We start from the raw sequence: 19,073 nt of genomic DNA on the forward strand, positions 1-19,073 counted from the left end.
GAGACAGCTGGCCTGCTTCTTGGCCCGTTCACAAAAAAACAAGCTGTCCGCAGCCCGTAACGACTTGGGAAACAGCTTGTTTGATACAGGATGAGCAGCTTTTCGGGCTCGATCCTCGGCAATATCTATTCGACCTAGAGAGCGAACACTTGTTTTGCGGTTGGGCCTATGAAATGCTCTCCGAATGTCCTTTGTTTCTATAATTCATGGACTGCGTTAGGAACTCATACGGCTTTGTTGAAATTGTTCCATAGTTACCAGCACTTCCCGCGGCTTGCTTCCTTCATAAGGACCGACAATTCCTTTGGCCTCCATGGAATCAATTAACCGGGCAGCCCTTGTATAACCAACCCTCATCCTTCTTTGCAGCAGAGAAACGGATGCTTGCTTCGCTTCCAGTACGATCTGTACCGCCTGCTCGAACAATTCATCCTCGAATTCTTCGCCTTGATCTGCAACCTCTTCAATTTCCGGAACCATTTCTTCCTGATAATTAGCCGACTCCTGATCTTTACAAAACTTCACAACGGCCTCGACTTCTTTATCCGAAAGGAATGCCCCTTGCACCCTGATCGGTTTGGATGCTCCAACAGGCATAAACAGCATATCTCCCCGCCCCAGCAGCTTTTCCGCGCCTCCCATATCCAGAATGGTACGGGAATCGACCTGAGATGATACGCCAAACGCTATTCTCGATGGAATGTTCGCTTTAATAACCCCGGTAATGACATCAACCGATGGACGCTGAGTCGCAATAATTAGATGAATTCCTGCAGCGCGGGCCATTTGAGCCAGACGGATGATGGCATCTTCAACATCATTAGCCGCAACCATCATAAGATCCGCCAACTCATCGACAATGACGACGATAAGAGGCAGCGGTTCCCCGTTCGTATCGCTCGCTTCATCGGCAATCAATGAATTGTAGCCTTCGATATTACGCGTTCCGCTCTTGGAAAACAGCTCATATCTTTTTTCCATCTCCACAACGACTTTCTTCAAGGCCAAGGACGCCCGCCGCGGATCGGTCACAACCGGAGCCAACAAATGCGGAATCCCGTTGTACACATTCAATTCGACCATCTTCGGGTCGATCATTAGAAACTTGACCTCTGATGGCTTCGCTTTGTACAAAATACTCGTAATAATCCCATTGATACATACCGATTTCCCCGATCCTGTAGCTCCTGCTACCAAAAGGTGAGGCATCTTGGCCAGATTGGCGACAATCGGCTGTCCGGTTATATCGCGGCCAAGGGAAATGGACAGCTTAGCATCCGAATCGTAAAAAGCGGTGCTTTCCATTACCTCGCGCAAAGTCACCATCGATACCTCCGTATTGGGCACCTCAATTCCAATAGCCGATTTGCCCGGTATCGGCGCCTCCATCCGGATATCCTTCGCGGCCAAAGCGAGAGCAATATCATCTGTTAAGCCGACAATTCGGCTGACCTTGACTCCGGTATCCGGTTGGATCTCATAACGGGTAACAGCAGGACCGATAACTACGTCCAGCACCTTAGCCCTAACACCGAAGCTTTCCAGGGTCATTTCCAGTTTCTTGGCATTTGCCTTGTTATCCAAATGGTTTGAACCTCGGCCAACACCGATAGGCTTGGACAGAAGTCCAAAGTCGGGAAGCTGGTAAGGCTTCTCCCGCGCTTCCTCAGAGGCATTGCTGAACGCAAGCTCCTCCTGGTCAGCGGCTCCTTCCGTTGTCTCTGCAGGCTTAGCCTTGGTTTCCAGCGGCTTCGGAGGAATAGCTTCTTCCTGCTGAAGATGATCCCGGAAATCCCGTATAACCGGAATCGCCTCTTCCTCCTGTTTAATTCCCATCTGTTCCGCCAAATTCACAGGGGAGGCGTCTCTTTCTGCAGGCTTCTCTTTTTTCGATAATAATTGCACAAAAACTGAAGGCTTCTTCTCGTCCGGCTCGATAATTGGGCTTTCTATTGCCTCCTCTTCGTCCTCCTCGTCCGCTACAATCACTTCCACAGGTTTTTTCAGCTTGCTGGAAGGAATTTGCCGAGTGTTTAATTTCTTCTTCTTGCTGCCGGACGGCTTGGAAAACCTTTTAATCAGCTTATCTCTCACTGAGGTTAACCAGGCAGAACCTTTTTTGAACACATCGACCAAAGAGATCCCCGTAACAAGAATAAAGGCAGCTGCAAAAATGGCATAGACAATCAGTCTCGAGCCCCAAACTCCAAACAGCATATGTAAGGCGGCATATAGAAAAGCACCGATCATTCCTCCGCCTACCGGCGAGGTCAACAGCAGACTGGCATCCTCAGCTCCAATGCCGGCAATCATACGCTCCCACGTTTCCGTAATAATGAGCGAGGAGTTTACAGGATTGCCCTGAGTCTCGACAATGGTCATCATTGACATATGATTAAGCAATATGAGACCAACTATGGCCAGAAGGATTCCCGTCTTCTTGGAAGTCCATTTCTTCGGCCAGGCACGATTGATCATGATATAAACCGCAACATAAATACAAATGAGCGGGATGACAAAGTCGAGCACCCCGATTAAAAAACGTGACATATAAGTCAAGACCCGAGCGACTGAGCCTTGACGAGATAGAGCGATTACGGACAAAATGATAATAGCTATCCCGTAAAGTTCAAATTTAATGGCCAGCTTGCCATCGCCCTTCTTTTTCCTGCGTTTTGCCAACAAAAGCCACCTCCGCCCCTATTATAACACACGTGAGGACAAAGTATAGCAGCCCGCTCGGCGCAAGCGAACAGGCTGCTTCAGGGGGCGTAAACAAGGCAGGGAACTATGAATACGCTGGCGGAAAGGTAATGATCGTGCCCGGCGAATAGGAAGGGTTGAGATAATGATCAGCGATCGGACTGAAGATTCGTACAATTTTGGCCTGATTTGCGTTCACCATCTGCACCTGGATGTCTATTCCATCAAGCTGAATGTGCTGGAATTCATAATTGGCCTCATCCATCCCCTGAAAGATTAGCTCCTCTGGCATTGGAGAGTAAATCGTCATTGCATAACACTCCCTTGCTGGGCTTGTCTTCTCTCCTCAATCATTCGGTTCAGTTCGGACATTGCTTCTCCTACACCGCCTACTGTGTCAATCAGGCCATAAGTGACCGCTTCCTGGCCTATGACTGTCGTCCCTATATCGCGTGTAAGTTCACCTGTTTTAAACATCAGCTCCTTGATCTTCTCCTCGGTAATGCGTGAATGCCGGGTAATGAACTGGATGATTCTTTCCTGCATCTTATCCATGTACTCGAACGTTTGCGGAACACCTATGACCATGCCATTCATGCGGATGGGATGAATCGTCATGGTAGCCGATTCGGCAATCACCGAATAATCCGAGGATACCGCAATCGGCACTCCAATGCTGTGTCCCCCTCCCAGCACCAGAGTAACTGTTGGCTTGGATACAGAAGCGAGCATTTCGGCTATCGCCAGACCCGCTTCAACATCTCCCCCTACAGTATTCAGAATGACCATAATCCCTTCAATCTTTGGATTTTGTTCAGCCGCAACCAGCTGAGGAATAAGATGCTCATACTTTGTTGTTTTGTTTTGAGGAGGCAGAATTAAATGCCCTTCGACTTGTCCGATAATGGTTAAGCAGAACACATTGGATTCTGTTGTGGGAATCTGGGTTTGGCCCAGCTGTTGGATGTTTTCTAAAGGAGCATTTTTTCTCGGCTCCAAAGCAGGCTGGCTCGGCGGCTGTACGGGAGGCTGGACCGGGGGGGATGTCGGTTCTACAGGTGGCTGATCAGGTCCGGCCTGACGATAAGTTCGATCTGACGGATTCATAATTGCTTCCTCCTGCTCATACAAGATTTAATCGATTTACAGCATAGTATGAGTATGGAGCCAGACGTTCATTCATAACAAGTTGGCGTCAGCCATTTCCTGAAGCGATGACAACTAAAAGGCGGGAAACAGAAACAAAGAGCCCTGCGCCCCCATGAGTGGAGTAGCGGCAAGGCTCTTTATGAGGTAAGTGACTTAATGCGTGAATCAGACTTCCATAATAATTGGAAGGATCATAGGCCTTCTTCTTGTTTGTTCATATAAGAATCGTCCGAGAGCGTCTTTCACATGGGTCTTTAAGGAAGCCCATTCATTTACGTTCTCATTCATTAGTTTATTCAGTGTGCTGGTTACAATCCGATTTGCTTCATCCAGCAAGCCTTCTGACTCGCGCACATATACAAAGCCACGGGATATAATGTCCGGTCCGGAGAGGATCGTTCCTTGTTCTTTGCTTAGGGTTACCACAACAACTAAAATACCGTCCTGGGAAAGCAGTTTGCGGTCCCTCAGAACAATATTCCCTACATCACCGATTCCCAAACCGTCAATCAGTACATTGCCTGATTGAACCTTGGAGCCTTTACGCGCGATGCCGCCTTGGACCTCCACGGTATCCCCGATGTCTACAATGAAGATATCTTCTTTGTTGACACCGACAGATTCAGCCAGTAATCCATGCTGTCGAAGCATACGGTATTCCCCATGAATAGGCACAAAATATTTCGGTTTCATCAGATTGAGCATGAGCTTCAGTTCTTCCTGACTGCCATGTCCAGATACATGGACACCGGAAACTGAGCCGGGACCATAGATAACGTTGGCGCCCAGGCGGAACAATTCATCGACAGTTCGTCCCACAAATTTTTCATTGCCTGGGATTGGTGTTGCCGCAATGATTACGGTATCTCCAGGCAAAATATCTACTTTACGATGAGTAGAGCGGGCCATGCGGGTCAATGCAGACATAGGTTCCCCTTGACTGCCCGTTGAAAGAATGACGACCCGGTCTGCTGCCATGCGATTAACTTCTTCCGGTTCAATCAGCATTCCTTCCGGTATGCGCAAATAGCCCAGCTCAGACGCAATGGTGACAACATTGACCATACTCCGACCAATAACGGTCACTTTACGCCTCGTTGTCTCAGCTGCGTCGATAACTTGTTGAATCCGGTGAATGTTAGATGCGAACGTGGCAACTACTACTCTTTGTCTAGCTTTGCGGAATACTTCTTCCAGTTCTGCTCCTACACTCCGCTCTGACCCGGTAAATCCCGGGCGCTCTGCGTTGGTGCTGTCGGACAGCAGCATGAGGACTCCCTTGCGGCCGATTTCAGCCATCCGGTGCAAATCTGCATACTGATCATTGACAGGAGTCTGATCGAACTTGAAGTCGCCTGTATGAACAACTGTTCCTTCCGGAGTATCAAGACATACTCCAACTGAATCAGGAATACTGTGATTGGTTTTGAAAAAGCTCGCTCGAATCGTTCCAAGTTTCAATTCCGAGTCCGCATTGATTAGCATTCGTTTTGTATCACCTAACATATTGGCTTCCTTCAGTTTGGCTTCCACCAAACCGAGCGTCAATTTTGTGCCGTACACAGGTACATTCAACTGCTTAAGCACATAAGGCAAACCGCCAATATGATCTTCATGTCCGTGGGTCAGCACAATTCCTCTCACTTTATCCCGGTTCTCTACCAAATAGGAGATATCAGGAATGACGATATCGATACCGAGCATATCCTCCTCGGGAAATTTCAAGCCTGCATCGACCACGACAATATCGTTGGCATACTGAACGACATACATATTCTTACCGATCTCACCCACGCCGCCAAGGGCAAAAACCGATAGTTTATCCATATTCTTTTTAGACAATTCTATTCCTCCTTATTAGTTTGACGACGATTTTACATTTACAAATCAAAAAGAACCGCACCAGTCACTTGCCATCATTATACATGATCAAAAACATAAATTACAAGCTAATTCCATATGGGCTATTTTCCCCAAAAAAGAGAAAACCGATGCCCGAGCGGCATCGATTGTCCTTATTTGTCAAATAATGACTCAATAAAGCGCTTCTCATCTTCCGTCACCGGCAGCAGCGGCCTTCTCAGGCCTCCTGCATTTATCCCTTTAAGAGACAGGGCATATTTAACCGGCGCAGGGCTCGGTACACGATGCGGACATAAGAACATGCCCTTGAACACTGGCATCAGTTCGCCATGCTGTTTAGCTGCAGCCCTCGTATCTCCGCTCTGGTAAGCGGCAATCATATCCTTCATTTCTTTCCCGATCACATGGGCAGCTACTGATACTACACCGTAAGCCCCGATAGCTAAATAAGGCAGCGTATACGAATCTTCCCCGCAATACACCTTAAAGGTATCCGGTGCGTTAGCGATAATGGCAGTAACATCCTCCAGGTTATTATGGGCTTCCTTAGTGCAAACGATGTTATCAATTTGCGCAAGCCTTATTGTCGTTTCAGGCTCCATGTAAAATCCGGTTCGCGCCGGCACATTATACAGCATAACAGGTAATGTCGTGGACTCGGCTATGGCTTTACTATGCTGGTAGACCGCTTCCTGCGAGGGTCTGCTGTAATAAGGATTCACAAGGAGAATCCCATCAACGCCAGCTTTTTCTGCCATTTTGGTTAAATGAATGCTATGCTCGGTGTCGTTGCTTCCGGTCCCGGCAATTATTTTACAGCGCCCTCTAGCATGACGCACTGCTGCCTCGAACAGGCGAAGCTTCTCCTCATCGGTTAACGTCGGTGACTCGCCTGTTGTGCCGCTTATAACAAGGCTGTCATTACCCTGCTCTTCGATTAAATAATCGATCAACTTCTCTACTTGTGACCAATCAATCTGCATTTGGTCATCAAATGGAGTGACCATAGCCGTAATTAATGTCCCGAATTCCACTGCCATTCCTCCTACAACTTCTATATTGAATAATGTTATTTATGAAGATCGAATTTTTGATGAAGTACCCTGACGGCTAGCTGCAATTGCTCTCCCGGCACAAGAACCCAAATGGTTGTATTCGAATCGGCCGACTGGAGGATCGTTACATCAGCCTCAGTCAAAGCCTCGACAATTTTCGCCATAATCCCGGGCACACCATTCATTCCACCACCGATTAAGGCTACTTTGGCACAATGAGACAAAATTGTAGGCTCATGCCCTAATTCCTTCAGCTTGGTTACAGCCAGCTCGGCTACATGATCATATACGGTGTAGATGACCTCAGATGGATTCACATTGATAAAATCAATGCTGATCCGGTGCTGTGCCATCGATTGAAAAATCGCCCTCGGAGCATCATACCTTCCTTCGGCAATAGATACGCGGATTTGCGTAACATTGGCCATATGGGCAATTCCCGTCACGCAGCGGTCGATAACCGCCTGGCGTTCGGTGCGCGGACGGGTAACTAGCGTTCCCGCCTCCGAACTGAATGTCGAACGGACGCGGATTGGAATATTCGCCTGCATGGCGACCTCAACGGCTCGTGGATGGATGACTTTAGCCCCATGATTGGCCATATTGCAAATTTCCGCATACGTGACCGTTTCCAGCAATCGAGCCTCTCGGACGATTCGGGGATCTGCTGTAAGAATCCCTTCGACATCTGTGAAAATTTCGACACATTCCGCTCGCAAAGCAGCTCCCAGAGCGGTTGCCGATGTGTCACTGCCGCCGCGGCCGAGGGTAGTTACCTGATGATCCGCATTGCGGCCTTGGAATCCGGTGACAATGACTACATGACCTTGAGCAAGCTGCTCTTCAATCGGGTGAGGATCAATCTCGACAATTTTTGCATCACCAAACATATCATCAGTCAGGATCCCCGCCTGCCCCCCTGTCAAGACAACAGCAGGTATAGCTTCAGCATGCAGAAGGCTGCAAAGGGTAGCAGCCGATATGATCTCGCCGCATCCCATCAATAAATCTTTTTCCCTAGCGGGCAGGCTGTTGCCGTTATGGCTGATCCAGTCCAATAAAGTATCTGTAGCGTAAGGTTCTCCTTTTCTTCCCATAGCCGATACTACGACGACTAGCCGGTAGTTTTGTGCGAGTGCTTGTCGGATATGCCGGACTACATGCCGGCGTGCTTCGAAGGACGATAAGGATGTTCCTCCATACTTCTGCACCAAGACAGGCACCCTGCTCACCTCCACATATTAGGAGATCAATTTCTATTGTATAGTTAAACGCCCTTTCCGCCAATGGTAAAATGCTTTGAAAGCCGTCTTTCATTCGCGTTAGCGGCATTAAAGCTTGGCAGCAACCTACGCTTCTGACGAATTCTATCGGGGAGCGCAAAATACTGAGGCAACTATTAATAATTGAAACGTTCAATGAGCAGCGGCTGCAGCTGCTTGCCCTGTAGAGCGGCTTCGCATGTTGCCTCAATCAAATCCATGCGGGACACCAGTGAATTCGCCTTTACCTCCGGCGCATCCTGGCCAAACGGTACGAAGTAGATGTTTTTGGTGACGAGAAGTTTAGCGATATTCGCTGCATTCAGCCCCAAACCATCATTGGTTGAAATGGCGATTACCAAAGGCCTTTGATTCCGCATCTGAGCCTTGGCGGCCATTAGCACCGGGCTTTCCGTTAACGCGTTGGCCAATTTACTGGTTGTATTTCCCGTGCAGGGAGCAATAACCAATATGTCCAGAAGCTTGCTCGGACCAAGCGGCTCCGCTTCAACAATCGTAGAAATAATATCATTCCCGGTAATATCTTTCAACTGTTTTTGCCATTCCTGTGAAGTTCCAAAGCGAGTGTCCGTTGTCATTAAAGTGTTGGATGCAATCGGGATGACCTTCGCACCCAAATCGACAAAACGTTGGATTTGCGGCATGACCTCTTCAAATGTGCAGTGAGACCCCGTTAAAGCAAACCCTACTGTTTTTCCGTGCCAATCCATTCCTCATCTTCCTCCCTTTTCCGAATCTTCCATTAACAGACGGCCAAGGGTGTTAGCAATAATACGCCCCGCAGTTTTCGGTGCGACGATTCCGGGCAATCCCGGTGCCAACAATGCTTTGACTCCCCGCTTTTCCGCGAAACGGAAGTCGGTGCCGCCGGGCTTGGAGGCCAGGTCGATAATCAAAGCACGATGAGGAATTTTAGCTATGATTTGCGCTGTGATTATCATAGACGGTATAGTATTAAAAATCAAGTCAATATCCTTGACGTGATCGGCTAAATCCTTTGTATAGAAAGGAGTAAAGCCCATCTCCCAGGCCCTAGCGTAATGCTCCGGCTTGCGAACCCCAACCTTCACCTTGGAACCGAGTCCTGCTAAGGTTCTTGCCATGGTCAATCCCGTTCTCCCCATACCAAGAACCATGCTTTTGGAGTTGTGTATGGTGAAATCCGTATTCTGGATTGCCATCATCAGCGCACCTTCGGCTGTAGGGATGGAGTTGTAGATCGCCACATCGTCCCGTTCGAATAGCTCCACGACTTCTATAGAATAAGTCTCACACAGCTTCTTTAGAGCCGGCTTGGCAATACCCGTAAATATTTTGCAAGTTTTAGGAATAGCCTCCAAGTGTGTTGTTTTCAACACAAGTTCTTCCGATGAGAAGATAGTCATTACCTGACCGTCCTCTTCCATTCCTGAAGCAGGCAAAATAACAGCGTCGGTGGAAACAAGGGCTTCCGGCGTCAGCTTGGCGCGCACCACCCCGCTAAACGAAGACTGCAGATTGTCAAAACCAATAAGCTGGACCGTAGCATCCAGTTCCGTCAGGCGCTCTATCACTTCCAACTGTCTGGCGTCACCGCCAATAAAGGTTACTTGTAATCCGGTGAGCATCGGTTTAACACCCTTTTCCTCTCCAATCTCGATAACTCAGTTTATGCTTGCGCCTAATGAGGGGTGACTGTACAAGAGTCTATAAAGATATCTGCCCGGAAAGCAAAAAAACACCCTGAGCCATCTGCTCAGGATGTTTGCTGGAATTAAGGGTAAGGTTTCTTTGTACCCGCTCTAATAATCGTTTCGCTAAATAGGCTTGTCCCCTTTTATTTTCAACACGCACGCTTATCGTTATTGCGTTCCCGTATGTCCGAATCCGCCTTCTCCCCGCTCTGTTTCGGACAATACCTCCACCTCCATTAATTCTACATCCGGAACCTGTTGAAACACCATTTGGGCAATCCGGTCTTTGCGCTCGATGACAAATGGTTCCTGCCCATGATTAATTAACAGCACTTTAACTTCTCCGCGGTAATCCGCATCGATTGTTCCCGGGGAGTTCAAGGATGTGATTCCGTGCTTTAAGGCAAGCCCGCTGCGCGGACGAATCTGTGCCTCGAGCCCGGCTGGCATAGCGAGACAAAAACCGGTCGGCACGAGACCCCGCTCTCCAGGCTGCAAGGTAATACTGTCCGTAACCGCAGCATATATGTCCATTCCGCTAGCCAAAGACGACATTTTACTCGGAAGCGGAATATCCTCATTTCCGGGCAGTCGTTTAATTTGTACGTGTATTGACAAGCTGATCCCTCCTAAACGTCCTCAAAGCCGCATCGGATTGCCCCACCATCGCAAGAGCAAACGGATGCGAGCATAGTTCAGTAATCACTTCCTGGATTTGTTCCAGGGTAATGCCTTCTATCCGCTCAAGAACCTCATCTATGGAGGTTTGCTCGCCAAGCATCATTTCATTCTTGGCAAGCCGGTTCATTCGGCTGCTGGTACTTTCCAGGCTGAGAATCAGGCTGCCTTTCAGCTGCTCTTTGCCCTTTCTCAGTTCCTTGTCGGTTATCCCGCGGGCTACGAGTTCCTCCATCAGCTCCATAGTAACCTTGAGTACTTCCTCGGTCTGCTTAGGTGCAGTCCCCATATAAATAGTGAACAAACCGCTGTCCAGATGTGCGCTATGATAGGAATAAACGGAGTAAGCCAGACCTCGCTTTTCTCTAATTTCCTGGAACAGCCGGGAGCTCATCCCTCCGCCAATCGTATTATTCAGCAGAATCATCCCGTAGTAACGGCTGTCCTTCAGGGGAAGCCCGGGCAAGGACAAACAGATATGATTCTGTTCGGTCTGCTTTTCGTGATAGATGGAGTCCGCCACAAACACAGGGGGAACGATTACGCTCTCCGAGTTATGCGGTTCAAAAGACCCGAAATGGCTTTCCAGCAAATCAAGAATATTATCATCAATATTCCCTGCCACGCTGATTACTGTATTCTCTACCGTATAATGCTTGCTCATATATTCACGCAGCGTTGCCGAGGTCATGGCCTGCAAATTCGCTTCTGTGCCCAGAATAGGGTAACCTAACGAATGTGTTCCATATGAGGCTTTAGCCAATAAATCATGCACTAAATCATCCGGTGTATCTTCATACATGGAAATTTCCTCAAGAATCACATTCCGCTCCTTGGTTAATTCACCCTCATCCAGCACGGATTTGAAATACATTTCAGCCAGAACATCGACCGCTATCGGCAGATGCTCATCCAATACCTTAGCATAGTAGCAAGTATATTCCTTTGTAGTGAATGCGTTAACATTGCCGCCTATGCCATCAAATACTTCAGCAATCTCTTTGGTCGAATACCGCTCCGTTCCTTTAAAAAGCATGTGTTCGATAAAATGCGAGATCCCGTTTAGTTCCGGGCTCTCATTGCGTGAGCCTGTTTTTACCCATATGCCAAATGACACCGACCGGCAGGAATCAATCTTCTCCAGGACGACTCTGACTCCGTTCGAAAGATGCTTTTTTATCACTGTTGTTCCTCCTAATTGTTAATCCCGTAGAACAAGCGATCTTCCTTGTCCGGTACCCGATTCGTAGACAAGAGCTCACTTACGGTACCGAGCACCATGTCCCTCGCCTTGACTTCACGAATGATGGATGACAATGCCTCGGAAGACGATTCTGTCGGATGCATCAAAATTAAGGCACCCGGCTCCAGTCTGCGACTGATTTTATTGACAATACTGTCTGGAGACGGCTTCTTCCAATCCACTGTATCGATAGTCCACAATACGGTTCTAAGCTTCAATTCGTGGGCAATTTCTACTGTCTCCTGATCAAAATCACCTGAGGGGGGAGCAAACCATTGATTTTCCACCCCTAACTCCTCTTTTAAGAGCTTTTCGGTCTTTGCAATTTCTTCTATCGCCTGCTGACGGCCCAGCCTGCTCATATCTTTATGGGAATATCCGTGATTGGATACTTCGTGGCCTCTCTCGGCAATCTCTTTTGCCAGGTCTATATTTTTATTCAGCCAGGTTCCGTCAAAAAAGAATGTAGCCCGGACATTTTCATCATCCAACGTTTTAAGCATGGAAGGCAGGTACTCATTTCCCCAAGCCACATTAACCATCAAAGAAACCATAGGTTTATTAGGATTGCCCTTGTAGATTGGTTCTACAGGCAGATCCTCCAATGATACCTGAGGTCTGACTTCCCTCCATACCAACGACAGCTTACCTCCCGGAGTCCAATCCTTCGACAGCTGTAAAGATCTCTCCACATCGACTTCCTTGCCGTTATACCCGGGAATGGCTTTCCACACCCGATCAATAGACGCATCAATTGGCGCCACGTTGCCGCGCTCGGCCTCCTTGTGAATTGCTGCAAGAAGCTCCTGGTCTACAGCGTCCCTTTCCGTAGAAGGCACTGGCCGCTGGCCATTAGTTATTAAAGCCGCAGCGGGCCAGCTCTCCTGTTCACCCGGTTTCAGCTGGCCAAAAAATTCGTCCATGAACGGAAGCTGTCCGAATAAAAATAATAATGCCGCTGTAAAGGACAACAAAATAGCCATAGGTTTATGTTTTCCCATACCTTTCACCCCAGGACATGCGTTTTGGTGTTTCGTTCCTCTGCTTTAGAATTTGTCAGAAGAACGAGCACTCGGTTTGTCCCATTGTATGCGGTAAGGGTCAAGCTTAGAAGCGGGTTCTCAGGTGAACCTATTTGGAAATACCGGCAAATTGAAATCCTTTGCGTAAACTACGATAACATTGAAAAAAGAGACAGATAGATCTGACTCTTTATTTTAACGTATTTTGTTTTAAGTGACAAACTATTGGTTGAGCGTAGCTTTACGTGACAAGTTGATTCTTCCTTGCGAATCAATCTCCGTAACTTTAACTGTAATCGAGTCGCCGACCGAAACAACATCCTCTACTTTGGCAACCCTTTCTGTAGATAGCTGGGAAATGTGGACCAGACCTTCTTTGCCAGGCAGCACCTCTACGAATGCGCCAAATTTCTCAACACGCTTCACTGTGCCCAAATACGTTTCTCCCACCTCAACCTCACGAACGATATCTTCGATAATTTTCCTTGCTTTTTCGTTCATGGCAGCATCGGAGGAGGCAATATACACTTTTCCATCCTGCTCAATATCAATTTTGACCCCGGTCTCATCAATAATTTTATTAATGATTTTACCGCCGGCGCCAATGACATCACGGATTTTGTCCGGATTGATCTGCAAGGTAGTGATTTTAGGGGCATATGGAGACAGCTCGGTTCTCGGCTTTTCAATCTGACTCAGCATTTTGTTCAGAATAAATAACCGGCCTTCTTTAGCTTGGTTTAACGCCTCTTGCAAAATTTCCCGGTTAATGCCGGCAATTTTGATATCCATCTGAATGGCAGTAACACCTTTATCCGTTCCGGCAACCTTGAAGTCCATATCACCCAGGTGATCTTCCATGCCTTGGATATCGGTAAGAATCGAGAACTGATCGCCATCCTTGATCAAGCCCATAGCAATACCGGCAACCGGTGCTTTGATTGGAACCCCTGCATCCATCAATGCCATCGTGCTGGCGCAAATACTGGCCTGCGAACTGGAGCCGTTCGATTCGAGCACCTCGGAAACAAGACGGATCGCATAAGGGAATTGCTGCTCATCAGGAATGACCATTTCCAAAGCCCTTTCTCCCAGAGCCCCATGTCCGATTTCACGACGGCCAGGAGCTCGTAATGGCCGGGCTTCTCCTACACTGAACGGAGGGAAATTATAATGGTGCATGAACCGCTTGGTTTCCTGCAAATCGAGTCCATCAAGCAGTTGAACATCCCCTAAAGCCCCTAATGTACAGCTGCTTAATACTTGGGTTTGTCCACGTGTAAATAACGCCGAACCATGCGTTCTTGGCAGCAGTCCCGTGTCGCATTCGATCGGACGAATTTCATCGAGCTTTCTTCCATCCGGACGCATTTTATCATGAGTAATCAGACGGCGAACCTCTTCCTTCACGATGTCATACAGAACCTCACGAACATCGGCAAGATATTCAGGGGTTTCTTCGTACACGGTGGTGAAATGCTCGATCGCTTCTTCATTAATCGCGTCAATCGCATCCTGACGGGCATGCTTTTCTTCAATGCGCACAGCTTCAATTAATCTTTCGGAAGCATAGGCGCGAACTGCAGCGTTCACTTCCTGATTAACCTCGTGGAGAACAACTTCCATCTTCGGCTTACCATTCTCCTCCGCGAATTCAGCAATTTTGTCGACGATCTTCTTAATTTCTTCATGACCGAACATGATGGCTTCAAGCATAACTTCTTCTGGTACTTCATGCGCTTCTGCCTCAACCATCATAACGGCGTCTTTCGTTCCGGCAACTACTACAAACAGCTCCGTCTTCTCCGATTGCTCGACGGTTGGATTGATAACGAACTCACCGTCTACACGGCCAACAATAACGCCTCCGATAGGTCCGTTGAATGGCACATCAGATATGCTCAATGCGGCTGAGGTGCCAATCATGGCGACGATGTCCGGTGAACAGTCCTGCTCGACACTCATCACTATGTTCATAATTTGCACATCATTACGAAACCCTTCCGGAAACAGCGGGCGAATCGGGCGGTCTGTCAGACGGCTCGCAAGAATCGCCTTTTGGGTCGGCCTGCCCTCTCTTTTCGGGTAGCCTCCGGGAATTTTCCCAACGGAATACAGCCTTTCCTCGTAATTTACGGTTAGAGGAAAGAAATCCAGATCCTTGGGCTCAGATGAAGCAGTAACAGTACAAAGCACAGCTGTATCGCCATAACGAGCCATAACCGCTCCGTTTGCTTGTTTGGCCAATCGCCCGGTTTCTAGGACGAGAGGTCTTCCTCCCAGCTCCATATGTATTTTTTTCTCCATATAAACCTCCTGCTATGATGGGATGTATCTACATTCTGCATGTAAACCCTATATTCCTTCTTACTATCTACGATTGACTTTCCTTAAGGAATTATACTTTGCAATTCGTCTGTTTTTGCAAAAACATCCGCATCCAATACATGCATCAACTTAAAAGACAGCTGTCTGGCGGCAGCCAGTCAGGTCTATCCGAGGATATGAGAAAAAGCAACCTTCTGTCATCTATGCAGATGAACTGCATGAAGAAACAAAGGTTGCTTTCCCCTGTTAAATTTATCTGCGCAGACCGAGCTTTTCAATCAGTGCACTGTAGCGCTTGACATCTTTGTTTTTCAAATAAGCCAAGAGCTTACGGCGCTGACCAACCATCTTCAACAGACCGCGTCTGGAATGGTGGTCTTTCTTATGTGTGCGCAAATGATCCGTCAAATTGACAATGTTCTCTGTAAGGATAGCGATTTGAACCTCCGGAGATCCGGTATCCGAGTCGTGCACCTTATGTTCTTGAATCAATTCTTGTTTGCGTTCTTGCGTAAGTGCCATCCTGTCACCTCCTCTAATCGTTCAATAATAATCGCCAACAGCCCAGAAACCGCCGGAGCAGCTAGCCTCCATGCTGTGGTTCCGATCATGGATCAATGGAGCCTGCTGGTTAGCAGGCCAGCTCCTATGACCACAACTCAGTATATCACACCAGAGAGCTCGAAGCAAAATTATTTCAGACAGCTATACTCCCGTTGAAGCTTGCCGCAAGCAATGAGTCTCTGATCATGGCCTAACTGTTATCCGCTTTCCTTCTGGCTCAGCACAAAGGACAGCTCTTCCCTTACCCGCCGAACGTCTTTACGGATTTGTGAGACCAGATGATCAATAGATGGAAATTTCTTTTCTTTCCTGATAAAAGCATGGAACTCCACATCCAATGTTTGGCCATACAAATCTCCGGAGAAGTCCAGCAGATGGACTTCCAATACGGGAAGAATTCGCTGATCAGAGAATGTCGGCTTAATCCCTAAGTTGGCGGCCCCCATACTTTTTTCCCCTTCATAAGTAACGGTCACGGCATAGACACCGTTAGGGGGAAGAAAATACGGTTCCGCAAGCTCAATATTAGCAGTTGGAAAATCCAGCTTGCGTCCTCTCTGCTCGCCTGTAACAACCTTGCCTCTCATCCTGTAGGGACGGCCTAACAGCTCATTGGCTTCCTTGACCCGTCCGCTCAGCAAATTCTCCCGTACCCGTGTGCTGCTCACTTTTTCCCCATGAAGATGAAAGGGTCTTATCACTTCGACCGCAAACTGTTTGTGCCCCATTTCGGCCAAAGTATCCGGTGTTCCCCTGCCTTGATAGCCAAATGAGAAATCGAAGCCAACGACAACAGAATGCACACCTAAGGGCAGCAGCACTTCTTCAACAAATTGAGCAGCGGTCAGCCGGGAAAACTGCTCGTGAAAATCTACGACATAAGCATAATCAAGTCCCAGTGATTCCATGATTTCAAGCTTGACCGTTAACGGGGTCAAACAAGCTTCGTACTGGGTGTGCCCGAGAACAAGCCGTGGGTGGGGATCGAACGTCATCATAGCGGATGGAAGACCCGCTTGCTTCGCTCGCTCCACCGCCCGGCGAATTACTTGCTGGTGACCTTGATGCACCCCATCAAAATCACCAATAGCTAACACCACCTGCTCAGGCATCCCAGCTTGCGGCAAGGGAGCACCCGGGTAACGAATAGGAAATGTATTCATCTAGTGTTTTCACCTGCCATTCAGTTGTTCCCTGCTCTCCCTGCTGGACGACAGATCGGAGCAGCCCACTCGCTTGATTGGGCTCATTGTTTCAATTAAAAACTTTCTCTGGAACTAGACGCTCGCTTCCTGCATCCCAGCGGAACAAGCCCAAAAAACCGTTCGCATCGGAATAGATACGATACAAAGCCTGATCGATTGGATCGGCCAAGGAGCCGCCAGCAGAAATCGACTTTCCTTGCAAGGCATGTACCGCTAGTTGATCTGTGACGTTAACGGCCGGGATATGGGGAATCGCCTTATCTGTCGCAATCAAGACTGTACCAAGTGTTCCACGAGAACAATGGGCCTCGATTTCATCTATGGTCAAGCAGTCGGCAAGAGAAAGGGAGCCTGTCGAAGTCCGCACTAAATGAGACATCACTGCCGGGTACCCCAGCTTCTTGCCTATATCACTGCACAGTGTTCGAATGTAAGTGCCTTTGGAGCATTGCACACGAAAACGAATCTCCGGATAATCCTTCTCCAAATCAATGTCTAGCAGTTCAATATCATACAAGGTAACTTGTCGGGACGGCCTGTCCACATGCTTGCCCTTACGGGCCAGATCATACAGGCGCTCACCGTTTACTTTTACTGCCGAATACATAGGAGGAATCTGTTCTATCGTACCTTTGAAGCTTTGCAGCGTTTCAATAATTTGCTCCCGGGTAACCTGCACCTTCTCACATCTGTCAATGATCTCGCCGGTAAGATCCTCTGTATCCGTAGCCAGGCCAATCGTTAATTGGGCTTCATAGGTTTTGGGCATATCTTGAATATATTCTACCACTCTAGTCGCTCTGCCCAGACACAGAGGAAGCACGCCCGTCACCTTGGGATCGAGCGTACCGGTATGCCCGATCCGCTTTAGGCCCGAAAGCCTGCGAACCTTGGCAACAACATCATGTGAAGTATAATCTACCGGTTTAAGCACCGGTAATACCCCTTCAAGACTCATTTAAGAACCAAACCTACTTCCTTAACCAATTGTTCGGCTGCTTCCTGCAATGTCCCTTCAATGGTGCATCCCGCAGCACGTTTATGCCCGCCACCGCCAAATTGCTGGGCGACCTTGGCCACGTCGACTATGGCATGCGAGCGCAAACTGGCCTTATACACACCCTCCGAAACTTCCTTCAATAGCATACCGGTTTCTACCCCCTCTATGTTTTTAGGGTAGTTTACCAGTCCCTCCAGGTCTTCGTTAGATGCTTTTGTCTCGGCAATATCCTGAAGGGTAACATAGATCCATGCCAGCTTGCCGTCAAACTCAAAAGCCAAGCGAGACAATGCTCTTTGCAGCAGCTGTACATGGGCTGAGGTAATCTGCTCAAGCAAGCATTGGGCCAGTTCGCTCGCTTGAACTCCTCTCTCTACCAACCTGGAGGCTTTGCGGAGAACAGCGGGACTTGTATTGGAATACCGGAATCCTCCTGTATCGGTAAGCAGTCCAGTATAGATGCAATCCGCCAAATCCTTGCTCCATGTCACTCCAAGGAAATCCGCCAAGTCATCCAATATTTCAGCGGTTGCGGCCGCTTCTTCGCGAATCAATACTTCCGAACCAAACCCGTTATTGGTCGAATGATGATCAATATTCAGATGAGGCGTTGCAGGGGAAAGTCTATCTTTCAAAGTCCCGATTCGGGCATAATCCGCACAATCCACACTGATGACCGCATCGTAGACTGCATCGGGCGGCAATTGTTCGGTCCTTAGCCAATCCTCATACCCCCACAAATAACGAAAGCGCTCAGGAATGTCATCTTCATTGACTGCTATATACGTTTTACCAAGCTGTTTAAGCATATAGGCGACAGCCAAAGTGGAACTGATCGCATCGCCATCGGGATTGACATGCGAAACAATTAAAAAACGGTCGTGCTTTTGGATAAAGGCTGTGGCGGCTTTAAGCATCTGCTCATAAGGAAGATTGCGCCACTCCTTCATTTATCCGGTTCCTCTTCTTGAATCTCATGCAGCAGCTTTTCTATATGCGAGCCGTAATCGATGGAGGAATCGACCTTGAACAACAATTCCGGCATAACTCTAAGCCGAATCTTCTTAGCCAATTCCGAGCGCAGGAAACCGGAGGCGCGCGTCAAAGTCCGCAAGCTCTCCTCCTTCTGCTCTTCTGTTCCCATCACGCTTAAAAAAACTTTGGCCTGAGATAAATCATTCGTCACATCCACCCCGGTCAAAGTTATAAACCCGACCCGGGGGTCCTTAAATTCGCTTTGCAGAATCTGGCTGAGCTCTTTCTTGATCTGCTCAGCCACCCGGCCTGTGCGAATTTTGGCCATATTT

General features: G+C 48.2%; 17 protein-coding genes. All 17 read right to left on the minus strand.

Going from position 1 to position 19,073, the window contains the following annotated elements; all coding sequences use genetic code 11:
• Positions 1-216: 216 nt before the first annotated feature.
• A complete protein-coding gene (locus PSHG_RS03280; protein WP_010269406.1) occupies positions 217-2,682 on the minus strand; it encodes an FtsK/SpoIIIE family DNA translocase in 2,466 nt (821 codons plus the stop codon).
• Between the two features lie 106 nt (positions 2,683-2,788).
• On the minus strand, positions 2,789-3,013 hold the full coding sequence (locus PSHG_RS03285) for a YlzJ-like family protein (protein WP_010269408.1): 225 nt from the start codon (positions 3,011-3,013) through the stop codon (positions 2,789-2,791).
• Entirely contained in the window at positions 3,010-3,810 is an 801-nt protein-coding gene (locus PSHG_RS03290; RefSeq protein ID WP_010269410.1) for a ClpP family protease, read from the minus strand. Before PSHG_RS03290 ends, PSHG_RS03285 begins: the two co-directional genes overlap by 4 nt.
• A 207-nt stretch (positions 3,811-4,017) precedes the next feature.
• Positions 4,018-5,694, minus strand: coding sequence for a ribonuclease J (locus PSHG_RS03295; protein WP_010269412.1), 1,677 nt, complete (start codon positions 5,692-5,694; stop codon positions 4,018-4,020).
• A 173-nt stretch (positions 5,695-5,867) separates the two neighbouring features.
• Positions 5,868-6,755: a 4-hydroxy-tetrahydrodipicolinate synthase gene (gene dapA / locus PSHG_RS03300; protein ID WP_010269414.1), complete on the minus strand. Its 888-nt coding sequence runs from the start codon at positions 6,753-6,755 to the stop codon at positions 5,868-5,870.
• Positions 6,756-6,784: 29 nt separating this feature from the next.
• Positions 6,785-7,993, minus strand: coding sequence for an aspartate kinase (gene dapG, locus PSHG_RS03305; protein WP_010269418.1), 1,209 nt, complete (start codon positions 7,991-7,993; stop codon positions 6,785-6,787).
• Between the two features lie 176 nt (positions 7,994-8,169).
• Positions 8,170-8,763 carry a dipicolinate synthase subunit B gene (locus PSHG_RS03310; protein WP_010269422.1) on the minus strand — a complete coding sequence of 198 codons (594 nt, stop codon included), beginning with the start codon at positions 8,761-8,763 and terminating at the stop codon, positions 8,170-8,172.
• Between the two features lie 3 nt (positions 8,764-8,766).
• Positions 8,767-9,660, minus strand: coding sequence for a dipicolinic acid synthetase subunit A (gene dpsA / locus PSHG_RS03315; protein ID WP_010269426.1), 894 nt, complete (start codon positions 9,658-9,660; stop codon positions 8,767-8,769).
• Between the two features lie 234 nt (positions 9,661-9,894).
• Positions 9,895-10,344, minus strand: coding sequence for a dUTP diphosphatase (gene dut, locus PSHG_RS03320; protein WP_010269430.1), 450 nt, complete (start codon positions 10,342-10,344; stop codon positions 9,895-9,897).
• A complete protein-coding gene (locus PSHG_RS03325; protein WP_010269433.1) occupies positions 10,322-11,587 on the minus strand; it encodes a M16 family metallopeptidase in 1,266 nt (421 codons plus the stop codon). Before PSHG_RS03325 ends, dut begins: the two co-directional genes overlap by 23 nt.
• An 11-nt stretch (positions 11,588-11,598) precedes the next feature.
• Positions 11,599-12,648: a polysaccharide deacetylase family protein gene (locus tag PSHG_RS03330; RefSeq protein ID WP_042121093.1), complete on the minus strand. Its 1,050-nt coding sequence runs from the start codon at positions 12,646-12,648 to the stop codon at positions 11,599-11,601.
• Positions 12,649-12,891: 243 nt separating this feature from the next.
• Positions 12,892-14,976 (minus strand): polyribonucleotide nucleotidyltransferase, encoded by a 2,085-nt coding sequence (gene pnp / locus PSHG_RS03335; RefSeq protein WP_010269440.1) that lies wholly within the window; start codon positions 14,974-14,976, stop codon positions 12,892-12,894.
• Between the two features lie 273 nt (positions 14,977-15,249).
• Positions 15,250-15,519 (minus strand): 30S ribosomal protein S15, encoded by a 270-nt coding sequence (rpsO, locus tag PSHG_RS03340; protein WP_010269443.1) that lies wholly within the window; start codon positions 15,517-15,519, stop codon positions 15,250-15,252.
• A 239-nt stretch (positions 15,520-15,758) separates the two neighbouring features.
• On the minus strand, positions 15,759-16,724 hold the full coding sequence (locus tag PSHG_RS03345; RefSeq protein WP_010269449.1) for a bifunctional riboflavin kinase/FAD synthetase: 966 nt from the start codon (positions 16,722-16,724) through the stop codon (positions 15,759-15,761).
• A gap of 91 nt (positions 16,725-16,815) precedes the next feature.
• Positions 16,816-17,724, minus strand: a complete 909-nt coding sequence (gene truB / locus PSHG_RS03350; RefSeq protein ID WP_010269452.1) for a tRNA pseudouridine(55) synthase TruB — start codon at positions 17,722-17,724, stop codon at positions 16,816-16,818.
• Positions 17,721-18,716: a DHH family phosphoesterase gene (locus PSHG_RS03355; RefSeq protein WP_010269454.1), complete on the minus strand. Its 996-nt coding sequence runs from the start codon at positions 18,714-18,716 to the stop codon at positions 17,721-17,723. Before PSHG_RS03355 ends, truB begins: the two co-directional genes overlap by 4 nt.
• Positions 18,713-19,069, minus strand: a complete 357-nt coding sequence (gene rbfA, locus PSHG_RS03360) for a 30S ribosome-binding factor RbfA (RefSeq protein WP_010269455.1) — start codon at positions 19,067-19,069, stop codon at positions 18,713-18,715. Before rbfA ends, PSHG_RS03355 begins: the two co-directional genes overlap by 4 nt.
• Positions 19,070-19,073: the final 4 nt, after the last annotated feature.

Origin of the sequence: Paenibacillus senegalensis JC66 (genome assembly GCF_000285515.1) — a bacterium.
Classification (GTDB): Bacteria; Bacillota; Bacilli; order Paenibacillales; family NBRC-103111; genus Paenibacillus_L; species Paenibacillus_L senegalensis.